A 17,279-nucleotide genomic window follows, 5' to 3' on the forward strand; every position below is an offset into this window, starting at 1 on the left:
AACTCCCCCCCCTCCCCCCCCTCCCTCCCCCCCCCCCCCCCCTCCCCCCCCCCCCCCCCCCCCCCCCCCCCCCCCCCCCCCCCCCCACCCCGAACCGAAAGAGGTACCGACGTGACCGTCCACGAGGTGGATGTCCTGATGATCGGCGCGGGGCCGGCGAACCTCGCCCTGGCCGTGGCGCTCGAGGAGAGCGGGAACACCGAGCTGGCCCGCGGCTCGATGATCCTGGAGCAGTACGAAGACATCGTGTGGCAGCGCAACCTGCTGCTGCCCTGGGCCCGCAGCCAGGTGTCCTATGTGAAGGACCTGGTGACCCTGCGGAACCCGCGCAGCCGCTTCTCGTTCCTGAACTTCATGCACGAGCGCGGTGAGCTCGACGAGTTCGTCAACCTCGGCACCTTCAACCCGTTCCGCTGGCAGGTCTCGGCCTACCAGCAGTGGGTGGCCGACTCCCTCGAGCACGTCCGGATCCGCTACAACGCCCGCGCCGAGCGGATCCTGCCGATCCACTCCGAGGACGGCTCGGTGCTCGGCTTCACCGTCCCGCTGTCCGACGGCGACACCGTGCTCTGCCGCGACCTCGTGGTCGGCGGCGGCCGCGACGCCCACGTGCCGGACGTCTTCAAGCACCTGCCCGCCGAGCGGGTCGTGCACAGCACGCAGTACAGCAGCCGCGTCGAGACCACCGTCGGGCTGGCCCGGGAGGGCAAGCCGCTGCGCCCGGTCGTCGTCGGCGGCGCGCAGAGCGCGGCCGAGATGTTCATGGCGCTGCACCAGCACGCGCCGGGCTCGTCGCCCACCATGCTGCTGCGCTCGATCGCGCTGAAGGACTACCAGACCAGCAAGTTCGTCAACGAGCTGTTCTACCCGTCCTTCGTGGACGAGTTCTACCGGATGTCGGACGGGGTCCGGGCGAAGGTGCTCGAGGAGATGCACCTGACGAACTACGCCGGCCTGGCCGCCCCGTTCCTCGAGGAGCTGTACACGATGATCTACCGCCAGAAGATGCTCGGCGAGCCGGTCTCGACCATCCGCGGCCTGACCGAGGTCACCGGCGCGTGGACCGAGCACCGCCCCGGCGGCGGGGAAGAGGTCGTGCTGGAGGTCCACGACCTCAAGACCGGCGGCAAGGAGCAGTTCCACTGCGACGCGGTGTTCCTCGGCACCGGCTTCGACCCGCGGATGCCGGCGATGGTCCGCGACCTGGCCGACGCGATCGGCCTGCCCGAGGTGACGGTCAACCGGCAGTACCGCGCGGACCTCGGCGACGACGCCCGCGGCGCGCTGTACCTGCAGGGGGTCAACGAGGCGACGCACGGCATCTCCGACTCGCTGATCAGCGTGCTGGCCCAGCGTTCGGGCGACATCTCCGGCGACATCTTCGACCGGCGGGGCGCCCGGCCCGCGGCCGCGCCGGGCTCGAACGACCAGTCCGTGGTGGTGGCGGCATGATCGACGTCCGTCCGCTGGACCGCGCGCGGCTGGAACGCGCCTACGGCCTCGACGGGCAGCGGCTGCTGCCCTGGCCCGAGCTCAACGCCCCCTTCGAAGGAGCCTGGTGCGTCCTGCGCGCCGGCACCGAGTCCGACCCGCACGCCCACCACGAGTACGAGATCTTCATCGCCGTCAGCGGTTCGGCCGAGCTGGTCGTGGACGACGAGCGGCGCGCGTTCGCCGCCGGGGACGTCGTCCGGCTGCCGCCGGGTTCGACGCACCGCGTCGTCAACGCCGGGGACGCGGACTTCGAGTACTTCGGCGTCTGGTGGGACCCCGAGATGTCGGCCCGGTTCGTGGCCCGGCACGAAGCGAGCGCGCCATGAGCACCCGGACCGTGATCATCTCCCCGGCGCCGACCGCGAACGGGGACCTGCACCTCGGGCACATCGCCGGCCCGTTCCTGGCCGCGGACGTGCACACCCGCTACGCGCGGGCCCAGGGCCGGGAAGTGCTGCTGGGCACCGGGTTCCAGGACACCTCGACGTTCGTCGTCACCACCGCGCACCGCCGGGGCGTGACCCCGGCGGAGCTGGTGGCGAACTCGGCGGCGCAGATCGAGGCCAGCCTGGCCGCGCTCGGCATCGGCGTCGACGGCTACACCGGCGACGACGACCGGTTCACCAAGTGGGTCGTCGACTTCATCGGCCGGCTGTACTCGGCAGGCAAGCTCGAGCTGCGCACGATGAAGTTCCCGTTCTCGACGCGGACCGGGCAGTTCCTGGTCGACGGGTTCGCCTCCGGCAACTGTCCGGAGTGCCTGTCCGAAGGCTGCGCGGGGCTCTGCGAGAGCTGCGGGCAGCTGGTGGCGGCGGGCGAGCTCATCGACGTCCGGTCCACTTTGGACCCCGACGACGTCGTCGAGCTGCGGGAGGCCGACGTGCTCGTGCTCCCGGTCGAGCGTTACCGGGAGCGGCTGCGGGCGCACTTCGCGGCGCACGCCGACGGGATCCGGCCGCACATGGCCCAGGCGCTCGCGGCGATGCTGGCGCGGCCGCTGCCGGACTTCCCGGTCACCTACCCGATCTCGTGGGGCATCGGCGTGCCCTTCCCCGAGGTCTCCGGGCAGGTCGTCAACCCCAACGCCGAGCCGATGGCGTGGAGCATGCACGCTTCGGCGCTGGCGGCGGAGGCCCGCGGGGTCGCGGAAGGCACCGAGGACGCGCTGTGGCTCGCCGGCGCGGGTTCGGAGATCGTGTACTTCCTCGGGTTCGACAACATCTACCCGTTCGCGGTCGCCGGGCCGGCGATGCTGCTCGCGCTCGGCGGGGTGTACCAGCTCCCGACCCGGTACCTGACCAACGAGTTCTACGAGCTGGACTACCGGAAGTTCTCGACCAGCCGCGGGCACGTGATCTGGAGCCGGGAGCTGGCCGCCGAGGTGCCGCGCGACCTGATCCGGTTCCACCTGGCCGCGACCAGCCCCGAGCACCAGCGGACCAGCTTCAGCCGGGACGCGCTCACGCAGGTCACCGACGCTCGGCTGGTCGGCCCCTGGAACCGGGTGGCGGACAAGGTGAACCGCTGGGTCGGGCTCGGCCCGCTGCCGGTGTCGGACCGCGCCGTCCGGGCCGCGGCCCGGATGGGCGAGCGGTTCGCGGCCTCCTACGAGCTGGCCGGGTTCAGCCTGAACCGGGCGGCGGAGGCCATCACCGAGCAGCTGGCGCGGCTGGACGGGCACGAGGTGACCGGCGCCGACGCCGGGGACTTCTGCTTCGAGGTCGACCGGCTGCTGCGCGCGGCGGCGCCGGTGCTGATCGACCTGGCGGCGCAGGTCTTCGGGCCCGACGCGGGTCCGGCGCCCGCCGTCACCGGTTCGTTCACGCCGGTGGCCCTGCCCCGCCTGAGCCCGGCGCGGGCCGCGCGATGAGCGCGGGCACCCGGCAGGACGGCCTGCGGGTCGTGGTGGTCGGCGGCGGCATCACCGGGCTGCTCACCGCGATCGGCTGCGTGCGGGCCGGGCACCGCGTCGTGCTGCTGGAGCGGGGCCCGGTCCCGCACCCGGGCGCGACGTCGTTCGACCAGCACCGGGCGTTGCGCGCGCTGGTCGCCGGCGACCCGGAGGCCACCCGCCGCAGCGCCGACCTGCACCGCCGGTGGCGGGCGCTGGACGCGCTGCTGTGCGACCACCTGCCGGGTGCCTGCCTCTACCGCCGCGTCGGCGTGCTGACCGCGTTGCCCGCCGGCGAGGTGGCCGGAGCCGTCGCGACGGCCGAAGCCGCCGGGGTGCCGGTCCGGGTCGCCGACCCGGCCAGCCTGCCGCTGATCGGGTTCCCGGCGGGATCCGGCGCGGTGCTCGAGCCGCACGCCGGCACTTTGCTGGCCGACCGCGTGCTGCACGCGGCCGCCCGCTGGCTGCGCCACCACCCCCTGGCCGAGCTGCGGCCCGGCCGGGAGGCGGTGGACGTCGACGCCGGCAGCGGGCGGGTCCACCTGGCCGACGGCACCAGCGAGCACGGCGACGTCGTGCTCGTCGCCGCCGGGCCGTGGTCGTCGGCGCTGGTCGACCGGCCGGTCACAGTGCACCGCCAGACGATGGTGTACCTGCGCCCGCCGGCGGAGCTCGCCCGCGCGTGGGCGGCGACGCCGACGGCCGGCGGCATCGGCGCCGACGGCCGGGCCTGGCTGCTGCCGTCGGTGGCGGGCACCCTGCTCAAGATCAGCACCGACGCGGCCCGCCGCGAGGTCGCCGGTCTGTCCACATCGGACGACGGCACGAACTGGGCCGGGCGCGTGCTCTCGGCCGGCATCGTGTCCGAAGTGGACACCTACGCCGTCGACCGTGTCAAGCACTGCCACTACGCCACCACCGACGGCGGCGAAACCGGCTTCGTGCGCGTCGGGCCCGCCGTGTGGGCCCGCGCGGCCAGTGGCGGCGACGGCTTCCGCACCGCTCCCCTGGCAGCCGACGCCGTTGTCGCCGAGCTCGCCCGCCACACCGTCCGAGCCGCGGCCTGACCGCGAACCACCCATCCGACCGGAGGACGACCTTCATGACCACGAACGCCCCGGGGGCGCTGCTCGTCATCGGCAGCGGCCTGAAGCTCTACCGCGAGTACATCGTCCGCACCGTCTCCGCCCGCGCCCGCGAGGCCGGCCTGAAACTGGTGCTGGTCAACAACCTCAAGCCCACCTGGCAGCACGAGTACTTCGACGACATCACCGTCGTCAACGTCTTCGACCACACGCTGCTCGCCGAGACCGCCCGCGAGCTGGCCGGCCGCTACGCCGTCACCGGCGTGCTGTGCTGGGACGAGCCGCTCGTGATGCCCGCGGCCGAGCTGGCCGCCGAGTTCGGCGTCCCCGGCCTGAGCATCCCCGGTGTGCACGGCTGCCGCGACAAGCACAGCTGCCGCACCCGGCTCACCGCGGCCGGCCTGCCGCAGCCCGGCTTCGAACTGGTCCCGGACCTCGAAGGGGCGAAAGCGGCCGCCGCGCGCATCGGCTATCCGGTGATCGTCAAGCCGCGGGCGCTGGGCGCCAGCATGGGTGTCTCCCTGGCCGCCGACGAAGAAGAGCTCGTCTCCGCCTACCGCGTCGCCCACGAGGCCAGCCTGGTCGGTGACGAGCCCTACCGCGGCGGCGCGCTCATCGAGGGGTTCGCCGACGGTCCCGAGATCAGCATCGACGGCGCCGTCTACAAGGGCGAGTACCTGCCGATGTTCCTGGCCCGCAAGAGCACCGGCATGCCGCCGTTCTTCGAGGAGACCGGCCACGTCGTCGACGCCGCCGACCCGCTGCTGCGCGACGAGGCCCTGCTGGACGTGCTGACCCGGGCCCACCACGTGCTGGGCATCGAGAACGGCATCACCCACACCGAGGTCCGGCTGACCGCGAAGGGCCCGGTCATCATCGAGGTCAACGGCCGTCTCGGCGGCGACCTGATCCCGTTCCTCGGCAAGACGGCGACCGGCATCGACCCCGGTGGCGTGCTGTTCGACGTCGCCACCGGGCAGCGTCCGGACGTCGCGCACACTCGCGCCGGCACCGCCGGCATCCGCTTCGGCTACCCCGCGCACGACTGCGTCCTGCACTCGGTCAAGGTGCCCGAGGCGGCTCCCGGACTGGTGCTCGCGTCGCCGATGGCCGAGGCGGGCACCACGCTGCGGCTGCCGCCGGGCGGCTACATCGCCCGGCACTCCCTGGTCGTCTGCGAAGGCTCCGGCCCGGACGAGGTCTCGCGGCGGCTGGCGCACGCGGCGTCGCTCGTCGAGATCGACACCGAGGAGATCGAGCCGCCGCCCGCCGGCACCACGCTGGAGATGCCGGCCGGACTCCTGGACGTGGACGAATGACCATCGACTACGACGGCCGCCGGTTCCGCAAGCTCGGCGGCGGCGACGGCACCTGCGCGGAGTACCACCAGCGCGGCGACCTCGTCTGGGCCGTGTTCGAAGGCGGGCGCGTCCGGCGCGGGACGATCACCGGCACCTGCGACGCGGCCGGCGTGCTGCGCCTGGCCTACACGATGGTGCTCGAGTCCGGCGAGGTGATCGCCGGGCACAGCACCAACAGCCCGCAGCGGCACGGCGGCACCCTGGTGCTGCGCGAGGTCTGGGAACGCTACGGCGAGCACGCCGACACCGGCGTCTCCTTCCTCGAGGAGATCCCCGCCGCGGTCCCGGTCGGAGCGGCGTCGTGACCGCGTGGTCTTCGCTGGCCGGCCGGGTGGACGGCGACCTGCGGCTCCCCGGCGAGCCCGGCTTCGACGAAGCCACCGCGCCGGAGAACCGGCGGTTCGCCGCCACCCGCCCGGCGGCGGTCCTCTCGGCGGCCCACACCGGCGACGTCGCGAAGGCCGTCGAGTGGGCGCGCACCGAGTCGGTGCCGCTGGTCGTCCGCGGTGGCGGGCACAGCTACGCCGGCCACTCGACCGGCACCGGCCTGGTGCTGGACCTGCGGCGGCTGGCCGGGATCCGGATCGACTGCGACACCGGGCGCGTCACGGTCGGCGGGGCGACGCCGATGGCCGCGCTCTACGCCGGGTTGCGGCCGTGGGACCTGACCTTCCCGCTCGGCAACTCCGACACCGTCGGCATCGGCGGCCTGACCCTCGGCGGCGGGGTCACGACGATCTCGCGCGCGTTCGGCCTCACCTGCGACGCGCTGGTGTCGACCGAGGTCGTGCTCGCCGACGGCCGGACCGTGACGGCGTCGGCGACGGAGAACCCGGACCTGTTCTGGGCGTGCCGCGGCGGCGGGGGTGGCAACTTCGGCGTGAACACGAGCTTCACGTTCCAGGCGCGGCCGGCGCCGGCCGGCTCGACGTGCCTGCTGCTCTGGTCGTGGCCGCACGCGGTCGAGGTGCTCGCCACCATGCAGGAGATCATGCTGACCGCGCCGGACCGGTTCTCGGCTCGGATCGGCATCGCCCGCTCGGCGGGCGACGACGGCGTGGTTTCCGTGGTGGGCCACCACCTCGGCCCGGCCGAGGAGCTGCGTGAGCTGCTCGCGCCGGTCTTCGCCGTCGCGGTCCCCGACCGCGCCGACATCGAGGACCGGGACTTCTGGGAGGCCGCGCGGTACCTGCACCACGGCAGTGAAGGCGGGGCGTTCGCCGCCCGCACGCGGTGCACGCCGCACGCGATCGGCGACACCGGGCTGGCGGCGCTCGTGCGCGCCGTCGACAAGTGGCCGGGCAGCGGCAACCCCGACGGCGCCGGGGCCGCGCTGTTCGCGTGGGGCGGGGCGATCAACCGCGTCCCCGTCACGGAAACGGCGTTCCCGCACCGGGACACGAAGTTCCTGCTCAGCCTCGACACGTCGTGGACCGAGCAGGACCCGGCCACGACCGTCCGGGCGAACCTGGACTGGCTGCACGCCCTGCACGCCGAGGCCGGGGAGTTCGCGCCCGACGCCTCCTACGTCAACTTCACCGATCCGGACCTCGAGGACTGGCCGCGGGCCTACTACGGGCCCAACGCCGGCCGGCTCGCCGAGGTCAAGCGCACCTACGACCCCGACCGGTTCTTCCGCTTCCCGCAAGCCCTGTGACCCACCGGCCGGCCCGCGTCCCGCGCGGGCCGGCCCCCGACCCAGGAGCAGCCGAATGCCGCCCGACCTCCGTGGTGCCATGCGCGCGTTCGCCACCGGGGTGTGCGTCGCGAGCACGTACCGCGACACCCCCGACGGCCGCCACCACGACGCCGTGACCGTCAACTCGCTCAGTTCGATCTCCCTCGACCCGCCGTTGATCTCCCTGTGCTTCCGCAAGGGTTCGGCGTTCCTCACCGACCTGCTGGCCGGCGGCCGGTGGGTGGTGTCGATCCTGCCCGCCGACGCGCGTGAGCTCGCCGGCCGCTTCGCCGGCCCGCGCGAACGGCGGGCCGAGCACCTCACCACGCTCGCCGCCCGGCCCGGCGCGCACACCGGCGCGCTGGTGCTCGACGGCGCGTCCTGGCTCGAATGCGCGCTCCAGGAGCGGTTCGACCTCGGCGACCACACTCTGGTCGTCGGAAACGTCCTGGCCACCGGACACGATCGAAGGACGCCGGCCCTGGTGTTCGTGCACGGCGAGTACCACGCCGTGAGCCGGCCCCCGGCCGCGACGCTCGACCTGTCGGGGCCGGGGCACTGGGGCGAGGCGGTGTAAATTCGGGCCGGACAAAGGGGGTTCCTTGACGAGCAGCGAAGACGGCGCGATGCGCTGGAGCGGCCAGCGCACCGACCGCGTCGACGACGGCACCCTGCCGGGGCTGGCGCGGATGAGCGGGTTCGTGCGCAGTGTCCGGACCCCGGACTTCCGCGGGGTGACCTTCCACGAGGTGCTGGCGAAGAGCGCGCTCAACCACGTGCCCGCGGACGCGCGGATGCTGCCCGGCGAGTACACGATCAACCCGTACCGCGGCTGCACGCACGCGTGCCAGTACTGCTTCGCGCGTCCCACCCACACCCGGCTCGGGCTGAACGTCGCCGGCGACTTCGACAACGAGATCATCGTCAAGACGAACATCGTCGAAGTGCTGCGCAACGAGCTGGCCCGCAAGCGGAAGCTGCCGCCGCGGGTGGCGTTCGGCACGAACACCGACGTGTACCAGCGGGCCGAGGGCCGCTACGAGCTGATGCCGGGCATCATCGACGCGCTGGCGGGCCACCGGGTGCCGTTCTCGATCCTGACGAAGGGCACGACGATCCGCCGTGACCTCGACCGCCTGGTCAAGGCGAGCCGCGCGACGACGGTGCACCTCGGGCTGTCGATCTCGATCATGGACGAAGAGCTGCAGCAGTCGGTGGAGTTCGGCACGGCGACGACGACCGCGCGCCTGGCCACGGTCCGCGCGATCCGCGACGCGGGCCTGGACTGCACGGTCTTCCTGTCCCCGATCCTCCCCCGACTCACCGACTCCCCCGAGCAGCTGGAGGAGCTGGTGTCGGCGGTGGCCACCGCGGGCGCGACGACGGTGCTGTTCCACCCGCTGTACCTGTCGTCCGGGGTGAAGGACGTGTTCTTCTCCTGGCTGCGGCGCAACCATCCGCACCTGGTGCCGGACTACACAACGCTGTATTCGTCGGGGTCGGAGACGCTGCGGCCGTACCGCCGAGAGGTGAGCGAGCGGATCCGGGCGATCATCGCGCGGTACGGGCTCCCGGACCCGGACGAGTCGATCGAGGACAAGTTCGCGCTGAACGGGCGGCGGAACCAGCCGGAGGCGGAGCCGCAGCAGGCGACGTTGTTCTGAGCCGGCCACCGAATTCACGGCAGGCGTGCAACGCTCCGCCGGTGCGCTCTCGTATGTCCCTGCGAGAGGGGTGGTCGTGGCCGATCGAGGGGAATTCAGCCGGGTCGCGCGGGAACGCGCGGCGATCTGGCGGCGTGAGACGTTCCTGATGTGCGGGGACTGGGCCTTGGCCGAGGACCTGGTTCAGACGGCCCTGCTGCGGCTCTACACCCGCTGGCACCGCATCGACCCGGCCGGCGTCGACGCCTACGCCCGCCGCGTGATCTCCCGGCTGGCGATCGACGAGGCCCGCCGCCCGTACCGGCGCGCGGAGCTGCGTCACGAGCTTCCGGACACGCCGGTCGCGGGCGCGGAGCCGGCGGACGCGCTCGACGTCCGGGCCGCCCTGCAGCGCGTGCCGCCACGGCAGCGAGCCGTGTTGGTGCTGCGGTACTTCAGCGATCTCAGCAGCATCGAAGTCGCGAAGGTGCTGCGTATCTCCGAGGGCACCGCGCGGTCGCAGGCCGCCCGCGGCCTCACCACACTCCGCCGTCTGCTCGGCGAAACCACCGCGGTGACCGAGAGGAGCAGCTGATGACGGACGCCAAGGACCTGCTGGCCCGCGCCCTCGGCGACGGCGAGCCGCCGCTGCGCCTCGACTTCGACGCGCTCGAGGCCCGTGGCTGGGCCCGCCGGCGCACGCACGGCCGGCTCGGCGCGGCCGCGGTGGTGGCCGGGGTCGCCGTCGTCTCCGGCGCGGTGATGCTGGTGTCCGCGCCCCGGGACGCCGCACCGGGCAGCCTCGTCGCCCCCACCGAGCGGGAGATCGGCTACTGCTACCGCACCGCGGACATCGGCAGCCCGGCGCCGGACCAGCACGTCGCGATCGGCGTCGGCGACCGCGCGGGCCGGGTCGACGTCACCGGCGAGATCATGCAGATATGCCGTGACCGCCGGCCGTCGGACGGCGAACCGCTCGTCGCCTGCGTGCTGACGCCGGAAGCCGCCGGCGTGGTGGCGGGAGCGGTCGGGGTCTTCCCGGGCGACCCGGGCACCTGCGCCCGGCTCGGACTGCCCGCGGCCCGGTTGTGAACCGCTGAGGCGCGTCCGCCGAGGTTGCCGACGACCCCGCCGGATACGGTGGGCCGGGGAACTTTCGAGCGGCGGAGGGCGGCGGTGTGGCGGGCAAGCGCGACCTGATCCTGCGGGCCGCGGCCGGCCTCGTCGCCCGCAGCGGGGTCCGCGGGCTGCGCGTCGAGGAGGTCGCGGCCGAAGCCGGGACGTCCACCGGCCTCATCTACTACCACTTCAAGGACCGCGCCGGGCTGCTGAGCGCGACCCTGGACCACGTCAACGACCGCGCCGCGCGGTACACCACCGCGGCGCTGCCGGGCGGCGGGGACGCGCGGGCCCTGCTGGAGCAGCGGCTCCTGCTGGAGCTGCAGGACGTCGACGAGGTCCGCGAGAACAGCATCGCCTGGGGTGAGCTGCGCGCCAGCGCCGTGTTCGAGACCGAGCTGCGCGAGCGCCTCGAAGAGGCCACCCGGATCTGGGTGGCCGAGATCGCCGAGCTGGTCACCGCCGCGGGCCCGGCCGCCGAGCCGGACGACGTCGCCGAGCGGCTGACCGCGCTGGTCGAAGGCCTGTCGGAGCGGTGGCTGTCGGGGACGCTCACCGTGGACCGGGCCCGCGACCTGCTCCTCGGCGCGGTCGCGGCCGAGCTCGGCTCCTGACGTCTGCGTGTTGTCCAAGTCACCCGAGGCGCGGCTCGATTTGACTGAATTTTCAGTCAGTGTCAGGCTGGGGTGACCGACCCCGGCCGCACAGGAGCACCCACCCCATGCCCTCCGCACCCTTCTCCCGCCGCAGCGCCCTCACCACGGCGCTCGGCCTCGGCGCCGCGCTCGGGATGCCGGCGTGCAGCTCCCCCGGCTCCCCCGCCGCGCCCGCGAGCGGCAGCGCGCCCGCCCCGGCCGGGCGGGTCTTCGGCGCCGAGTGGGAAAAGCACGCCCGGACACTGATGGCGTGGCCGACCTCCGACGGGATCTGGGGCCCCGACCTGCCCGCGGTCCAGGCGGACATCGCGCGGCTGGCGCGCGCCATCGCCGGGTTCGAGCACGTGGTCCTGCTGGCCGGGCCCGGTGACCAGGACCGCGCACAGCAGGCTGTGGGCTCCGGTGTCGAGGTGACGGCCATCCCCGCCGACGACCTGTGGGCTCGCGACACGGCCCCGGTTTTCGTGCGGGAAAACGGAAAGCTGACCGGCGTCGACTTCAACTTCAACGGCTGGGGCGGGAAGCAGCGGCACCCGAGGGACGCCCGGGTGGCCCGCGCGGTGCTGGAGACCGCCGGACTCCCGCGCGTCACGGCGCCGCTGGTCGCCGAAGGCGGCGCGCTGGAGACCGACGGCGAAGGCACGCTGCTGGTCACCGAAAGCTCGATCGTGAACGACAACCGCAACCCCGGCAAAAGCCGGCAGCAGATCGAAGACGAGCTCAAGCAGACCCTCGGCGTCACGAAGGTCGTCTGGCTCGCGGGTGTGCAGGGGCAGGACATCACCGACGCCCACGTCGACTGCCTGGTCCGCTACACCGCGCCCGGCGTTGTGCTGCTGGACAAGGCTTTCCCGGGCTCCCCGCCGGACGTCTGGTCACGCTCGGCCGAGCAGGCCCGTGCCGTCCTCGCCGGCGCCACCGACGCCGCCGGCCGGCCGTTCCGGATCATCGACCTGCCGCAGCCCGATCCCGACCGGATCACCGGTGAGGGTGACGCGTTCGTGTCGTCCTACGCGAACTTCTACGTCGCCAACGGCGCCGTGTTCCTGCCGGAGTTCGGGGACGCGGCGGCCGACGCGCGCGCCCAGGACATCCTGGGTGAGCAGTTCCCGGGCCGCGAGGTGGTTCCGGTGCGGATCGACGCCATCGCCGCCGGGGGCGGCGGGATCCACTGCTCGACCCACGACGTGCCCGCGTAGGCGTCAGCCGACCAGGCGCGGGAACAGGTCGCGCACGCGCTGCCGCAGGTCGCCGAGGGCCGTTTCGGCGCCCGCGAGGTGGTGCTGCAGGGCCTGCTGGAACAGACCGTCGAACAACGCGTACGCCTCGGCCGGGCCGCAGTTCGGCTCGGCGCCGGTGAGGTCGGCGTACGCGCGGACGTTGCGCCAGATCATGTCCCGCAGGCTCTCGTCGATCTCGGCGACGTCGTCGCGGAACGCCGCCTCGAACAGCGACTGCGTGCGCAGGTCGTACCAGAGCCGGTGCATCAGGGGCGCGTCGCCGAGGGTGGCGGCCAACCCGTCCGCGCAGGCGGCGGCGAGCCCGGCCGGCGTGGCCGCTTCGGCGACGCCGCCTTCGTAGCGCGTCACGCAGGACGCCTTGTACCGCCGCACGCAGTAGGTGATCAGCTCGACCTTGTCGGCGAAGTAGTAGTGCAGCAGCCCGTGCGAGAACTTCGTGTGCTCGGCGATGGTGCGCAGGCTCGTGCGGGCGTACCCGAGGTCGGCCAACGCCAGCAGCGCCGCGTCGGCGAGCTCGCGACGGCGCTCCTCGAACTTGTCGGCCCGGCTCCGGTGCCTGACGGCGGCTGCGCTGGTCACGGGCCCGAAGATACCATCGAGCCACTCTCTGACCAATCGTCCAAGAAAATCTTGACATTCGTCCAAACGGCGGCCAAGGTCGTGTCCAGCGACCGACGGAGCTCGGGAGGGACGACGATGTCTCTGTACTTCTACCTGGAAAAAGGCGCCTCCCTGGACCCGGACGCGCCCTGCCTGACCCTCGACGGGGTGTCCCGGACCTACGGCCAAGTGGTCGAACTCGCCCAGGCCGTCGCCCGCGCCCTGCGCCGGTCCGGCGTGCGGCCCGGGGACAAGGTCGGCATCCTCTCGGCCAACGACCCGACGGCGTTCACGTGCGTCTTCGGCGTCGCCCGGGCCGGCGCGGTGTGGTGCCCGATCAACCCGCGCAACGCCGCCGGCGAGAACGCCGAGCTGCTGGACCTGTTCGACTGCGCCACGCTGATCTTCCAGCCCGGCTTCGAAGAGCTGGTGCGCCAGATCGCCCCGAAGCTCCCCAAGCTGACCACGCTCGTCCGGCTCGGGGACGGCGACGACTTCGCCCCCGGCTTCGACACGTGGCTCGGCGCCGCGAAGGACGACCCCTCGGCCGAAGCGGACCAGCCCGACGGCGTGGTCGCCCTCGTCGGGACCGGCGGCACCACCGGGCGCCCCAAGGGTGTCATGCTCACCGACCGGAACCTCGAAGTGATGTCGGCGATCACGCTGATGAGCTACCCCTTCGACGGGCGCCCGGTGTACCTCGCCCTGGCGCCGCTGACCCATGCGGCGGGGGTGCTCTGCTTCCCGGTGCTCGCCCGTGGCGGCGAGATCGTGATCATACCGAAGCCCGACGTCGGACGGTTCCTGGAGCTGATCGAGCGCCACGGCGTCACGCACACGTTCCTGCCGCCGACGCTGATCTACATGGTGCTCGGCCACCACACGCTCGCGACGACGGACCTCTCGTCGCTGCAGTGCTTCTGGTACGGCGCGGCGCCTATGTCGACGGCCCGGCTGACCGAGGCCCTCGACCGCATCGGGCCGATGGCGCAGCTGTTCGGCCAGTCCGAGGCGCCGATGATGATCTCGACGATGTCCCCCGCCGAGCACCGCCGTCCCGACGGGACCGTCCACACGGGACGGCTGTCGTCCGCCGGCCGGCCGTCGCCGCTGGTCACCGTGGCGATCCTCGACGACGAGGGCCGGCCCGTGCCGCGGGGCGAACGCGGGGAGATCTGCGTGCGCGGCTCGTTGGTGATGGCCGGGTACTACCGCAACCCCGAGGCGACGGCGGAGGCGTCGGCCCACGGCTGGCACCACACCGGGGACATCGGCTTCCTCGACGAGGAGGGTTTCCTCCACATCGTCGACCGCGCCAAGGACATGGTCATCACCGGCGGGTTCAACGTCTACTCCGCCGAAGTCGAGCAGGCGGTGATGGCCCACGACGCCGTCTGCGACTGCGCCGTCATCGGCCTGCCCGACGACAAGTGGGGCGAACGCGTCACCGCCGTCGTCCAGCTCCAGCCCGGCCGCGAGCTGGACTCCGGTGAGCTGATCGCGTTCGTCAAGGACCGCATCGGCAGCGTCAAGGCGCCGAAGCAGATCGAGATCTGGCCGGAGCTGCCGCGCTCCACCGTCGGCAAGGTGCTCAAGGCCGACATCCGCTCCACCTTCACCCAGCACAGCAAGGAGGCTGTCCGACCATGAAACTCGCGCTCTACCTGCCGAACTTCCGGGACAAGGTGACCGTCCGGGAGCTCGAAGACCTCACCGCCCTCGCCGAGGACCTCGACTTCGACTCCGTCTGGACGCTCGACCGGATCATCGTGCCGGAGTCCTCGGACCGCGGGGAGATGCAGTACCCCTTCGGGATGCTGGACGAAATGGGCAAGCAGCTCCCGGTGAGCTCGCGGGGCGAGTTCCTGCAGGGCATGCCGCTGCTGCCCTGGCTCGCCGCGAAGACCTCGAAGGTCCGGATCGGCATGAGCATCATCGACACGCCGTACCGGTCCCCCGGCGTGCTCGCCGCGGAGCTGGCCACGATCGACCACCTCTCGGGCGGGCGGCTCAACGTCGCCGTCGGCTCCGGCTGGATGCCGGAGGAGTTCGCCGCCGCCAGCGCCGCGCACATCTTCCCCAAGCGGCACAAGCACGTCCGCGAAACCCTGGAGATCATGCAGGGCATCTGGACCAACGAGGTCTTCGAGTACCACGGCGAGTTCGCCGACTTCGAGCCGGCCGGGTTCGGGGCCAAGCCGGTGCAGAAACCGCACCCGCCGATCTTCTTCAGCGGCCTCAAGGACCCGAAGCGCTCGGCCGCCCGCATCGCCAAGTACGGCCTTTCCGGCTGGATCGGGATCCAGGACTCGCCCGAGGACATCCGGCGGTGGCGCACCGAGATCCAGCGCGAGCTCGACGCGCTCGACACCCCGCGATCGGTCGACGACCTCGAGATCTCCAGCATGATCTGGTTCGTCATCACCGACGGCGACATGGACCAGACCCCGCGGGGCAAGGGCACCAACCTGCTCGTGGGGTCGGCGGCGCAGATCACCGACCAGCTCAAGCGCTACCAGGACGCCGGGCTCACGATGCCCTTCCTGTGGCCGCCGTTCGCGGACGTCCCGGTCGCGAAGACGCTCGACGACCTGAAGCGTCTCAAGGAAGAGATCCTGCCCAAGATCGAAGCGATGTGAAGGGAAAGACCATGTCCGAACTCGAGGGAAAGCGCGTCTTCGTCACCGGGTCGGGCGCCGGCATCGGCAAGGCGATCGCGAAGCTGTTCATCGAACGCGGCGCCCAGGTCGTGGTCAGCGACCTCAACGCCGACTCGGCCAAGCAGGCGGCCGAGGAGATCGGCGCGGCCGGCGTCGCCAACTGCGACGTCACCGACGAAACCCAGGTCCAGACCGCGATCCAGCAGGCGGTCGAGATCCTCGGCGGCCTCGACGTCCTGGTCAACAACGCCGGCATCGAGGTGTCGTCGCCGCTGCTGCAGCAGTCCACGGAGAGCTTCGACAAGATCTTCGCGGTCAACGTGCGCGGCACGTTCGTCGCGATGAAGGCGGCGACCCCGCACCTGGTCGAGTCGAAGGGCAACATCGTCAACATCTCCTCGATCGCCGGCGTCGGCGGCAGCCCGCTGCTCGGCTCCTACTGCGCGACGAAGGCGGCGGTCATCCAGCTGACCCGCGTCGCCGCGGTGGAGATGCGCCCGGCCGGCATCCGGGTCAACGCGGTCTGCCCGGGCTTCGCCGACACGGCCATGGTCGAGCGGCTGGTCCCCGACTTCGAGGCGGCGACCCAGGTCCCGTTCGGCGACCTCGTCGCGGCGAAGCAGGGCCGGCTCGGCACCCCGCAGGACATCGCGGAGGTGGCGGCGTTCCTGGCGTCCGACCGCGCGAGCTGGGTGACCGGCAGCCACTACGTCCTCGACGGCGGGCTGACCGCGTCGCTCGTGTGAGACGCCGGTCGGCGGGTCTGCCCCGGGCGGCCCGCCGGCCGGTCACTCGAAGAACTTGAGGCTCCAGCCGGTGTCCGTGGTCGCGCCCGGGACGTTGGCGCGGCGGTAGGTGGTCGAGCCCCACCAGCAGAACGTCCCGGTGTACCAGTACCGGTTCGCCCACGAGTAGGGCGTGCCCTTGGCGACGGCGTGGAACATCAGCGGGAACTTCGGCCCGGCGGGCGGGCTCGTCGCGATGTCGCCGTTGAGCAGGACGAAGCTGTGGCTGCCCGGCCCGTCGACGTACAGCGTCGGGTCCCAGCCGGCCATCATCGTCTCGCGGTGGGAACCGAAGAGACAGCCGTTCGACTTGTACCAGTCCCAGACGTACGTCGGGTCACCGCCCGCGCGCAGGCGGACCTCGGCGAGGCAGTACTGGTCGCTCCAGCTGCCGTTGGCCGAGTAGGCGATGTGCAGCTGCCCGTTGGGGTCCTTGATCGGCACGGGCGCTTCGTTGATGTAAGGGTTGCCGACGACGCGTTCCCAGCTTTCCCGCGGCTGCGAGATGATGTACCGCGCGCCGGTCGGCGTGGTCGGGGTGCTCATCCGGGCGATGTAGAGGTTCTGCTCGACGTTGGTGTCCCCGGCCCAGCCCGACCAGACGAACCAGCGCTGCCCGTTGAAGGTGAACTGCGTGCCGTCGATCGCCCACTTCCCGTCGGGCAGCGCCAGCTGGGTCTCGCCGGTGTAGCCGCTGTCGGCGGTGGCGGAGCTGATCACGTACATCCGGTGCGCCGCCCCGGTTCCGGCCGAGAAGTAGACGTAGAACCGGCCCCCGTCGGTGACGATCTCCGGCGCCCACACCTCCCCGAGCCCCCGGCTGTCACTCCAGATCCGCCGCGCGGGCGCGCTCGCGAGCCCGTCGGTGGAGCCGGCCTGCCGCACGACGATCCCGCCCCCGGAGGACTGCACGGCGACATAGGTGGACCCGACCCGGAGCACACCCGGATCGGCGGCCCGTAAGGAGGTCTGCCCGGCCACGGCGGCCGGCGCGCCACCGAGAGCCACGGCAAGGAGCAGAACGAGAGCGGCGACGCATCGGGAGAGCTTCATGACCACATCCCTT

18 protein-coding genes are annotated in these 17,279 nt (G+C 72.5%); 16 read left to right on the forward strand and 2 right to left on the reverse strand.

What is annotated here, in order from left to right; translation table 11 throughout:
* Positions 1-111 precede the first annotated feature (111 nt).
* The 13 genes from ACZ61C_RS41430 (at position 112) to ACZ61C_RS41490 (ending at position 12,126) form a co-directional block, all read left to right on the forward strand.
* Complete coding sequence (locus ACZ61C_RS41430) at positions 112-1,452, forward strand: SidA/IucD/PvdA family monooxygenase (RefSeq protein WP_465313419.1); 1,341 nt, start codon at positions 112-114, stop codon at positions 1,450-1,452.
* Positions 1,449-1,820 (forward strand): cupin domain-containing protein, encoded by a 372-nt coding sequence (locus ACZ61C_RS41435; protein ID WP_465313420.1) that lies wholly within the window; start codon positions 1,449-1,451, stop codon positions 1,818-1,820. The genes ACZ61C_RS41430 and ACZ61C_RS41435 overlap by 4 nt, the downstream gene beginning before the upstream one ends.
* Positions 1,817-3,364 (forward strand): class I tRNA ligase family protein, encoded by a 1,548-nt coding sequence (locus ACZ61C_RS41440; RefSeq protein ID WP_465313421.1) that lies wholly within the window; start codon positions 1,817-1,819, stop codon positions 3,362-3,364. Before ACZ61C_RS41435 ends, ACZ61C_RS41440 begins: the two co-directional genes overlap by 4 nt.
* Positions 3,361-4,452 (forward strand): NAD(P)/FAD-dependent oxidoreductase, encoded by a 1,092-nt coding sequence (locus tag ACZ61C_RS41445; protein WP_465313422.1) that lies wholly within the window; start codon positions 3,361-3,363, stop codon positions 4,450-4,452. Before ACZ61C_RS41440 ends, ACZ61C_RS41445 begins: the two co-directional genes overlap by 4 nt.
* A gap of 35 nt (positions 4,453-4,487) precedes the next feature.
* Entirely contained in the window at positions 4,488-5,789 is a 1,302-nt protein-coding gene (locus tag ACZ61C_RS41450) for an ATP-grasp domain-containing protein (RefSeq protein WP_465313423.1), read from the forward strand.
* Positions 5,786-6,136, forward strand: a complete 351-nt coding sequence (locus ACZ61C_RS41455; RefSeq protein WP_465313424.1) for an avidin-fold protein — start codon at positions 5,786-5,788, stop codon at positions 6,134-6,136. Before ACZ61C_RS41450 ends, ACZ61C_RS41455 begins: the two co-directional genes overlap by 4 nt.
* The gene (locus ACZ61C_RS41460; protein WP_465313425.1) at positions 6,133-7,488 is read left to right on the forward strand and encodes an FAD-binding oxidoreductase; all 1,356 of its coding nucleotides are present in this window, start codon (positions 6,133-6,135) and stop codon (positions 7,486-7,488) included. The genes ACZ61C_RS41455 and ACZ61C_RS41460 overlap by 4 nt, the downstream gene beginning before the upstream one ends.
* Positions 7,489-7,543: 55 nt before the next feature.
* The gene (locus ACZ61C_RS41465; RefSeq protein ID WP_465313426.1) at positions 7,544-8,086 is read left to right on the forward strand and encodes a flavin reductase family protein; all 543 of its coding nucleotides are present in this window, start codon (positions 7,544-7,546) and stop codon (positions 8,084-8,086) included.
* Positions 8,087-8,111: 25 nt separating this feature from the next.
* Entirely contained in the window at positions 8,112-9,173 is a 1,062-nt protein-coding gene (locus tag ACZ61C_RS41470) for a radical SAM protein (protein ID WP_465313427.1), read from the forward strand.
* 76 nt (positions 9,174-9,249) lie between these two features.
* Positions 9,250-9,747, forward strand: a complete 498-nt coding sequence (locus ACZ61C_RS41475) for a sigma-70 family RNA polymerase sigma factor (protein WP_465313428.1) — start codon at positions 9,250-9,252, stop codon at positions 9,745-9,747.
* Positions 9,747-10,244, forward strand: a complete 498-nt coding sequence (locus tag ACZ61C_RS41480) for a hypothetical protein (protein WP_465313429.1) — start codon at positions 9,747-9,749, stop codon at positions 10,242-10,244. The genes ACZ61C_RS41475 and ACZ61C_RS41480 overlap by 1 nt, the downstream gene beginning before the upstream one ends.
* 86 nt (positions 10,245-10,330) lie before the next feature.
* Positions 10,331-10,885 carry a TetR/AcrR family transcriptional regulator gene (locus ACZ61C_RS41485; RefSeq protein ID WP_465313430.1) on the forward strand — a complete coding sequence of 185 codons (555 nt, stop codon included), beginning with the start codon at positions 10,331-10,333 and terminating at the stop codon, positions 10,883-10,885.
* 107 nt (positions 10,886-10,992) lie between these two features.
* On the forward strand, positions 10,993-12,126 hold the full coding sequence (locus tag ACZ61C_RS41490) for an agmatine deiminase family protein (protein WP_465313431.1): 1,134 nt from the start codon (positions 10,993-10,995) through the stop codon (positions 12,124-12,126).
* 3 nt (positions 12,127-12,129) lie between these two features.
* Here the strand turns inward: ACZ61C_RS41490 and ACZ61C_RS41495 are convergent, their stop codons facing one another.
* Positions 12,130-12,747, reverse strand: coding sequence for a TetR family transcriptional regulator (locus ACZ61C_RS41495; RefSeq protein ID WP_465313432.1), 618 nt, complete (start codon positions 12,745-12,747; stop codon positions 12,130-12,132).
* A gap of 117 nt (positions 12,748-12,864) precedes the next feature.
* Here ACZ61C_RS41495 and ACZ61C_RS41500 point away from each other — a divergent pair, with 117 nt between their 5' ends.
* The 3 genes from ACZ61C_RS41500 to ACZ61C_RS41510 are packed head-to-tail and all read left to right on the forward strand — an operon-like array spanning position 12,865 to position 16,174.
* Positions 12,865-14,418 carry an acyl-CoA synthetase gene (locus ACZ61C_RS41500; protein ID WP_465313433.1) on the forward strand — a complete coding sequence of 518 codons (1,554 nt, stop codon included), beginning with the start codon at positions 12,865-12,867 and terminating at the stop codon, positions 14,416-14,418.
* Positions 14,415-15,407 (forward strand): LLM class flavin-dependent oxidoreductase, encoded by a 993-nt coding sequence (locus ACZ61C_RS41505; protein ID WP_465313434.1) that lies wholly within the window; start codon positions 14,415-14,417, stop codon positions 15,405-15,407. Before ACZ61C_RS41500 ends, ACZ61C_RS41505 begins: the two co-directional genes overlap by 4 nt.
* Positions 15,408-15,418: 11 nt before the next feature.
* Complete coding sequence (locus ACZ61C_RS41510) at positions 15,419-16,174, forward strand: SDR family NAD(P)-dependent oxidoreductase (protein WP_465313435.1); 756 nt, start codon at positions 15,419-15,421, stop codon at positions 16,172-16,174.
* Between the two features lie 42 nt (positions 16,175-16,216).
* Here the strand turns inward: ACZ61C_RS41510 and ACZ61C_RS41515 are convergent, their stop codons facing one another.
* On the reverse strand, positions 16,217-17,266 hold the full coding sequence (locus ACZ61C_RS41515; protein ID WP_465313436.1) for a glycoside hydrolase family 43 protein: 1,050 nt from the start codon (positions 17,264-17,266) through the stop codon (positions 16,217-16,219).
* Positions 17,267-17,279: the final 13 nt, after the last annotated feature.

This window comes from Amycolatopsis sp. NPDC104587, from assembly GCF_055583645.1.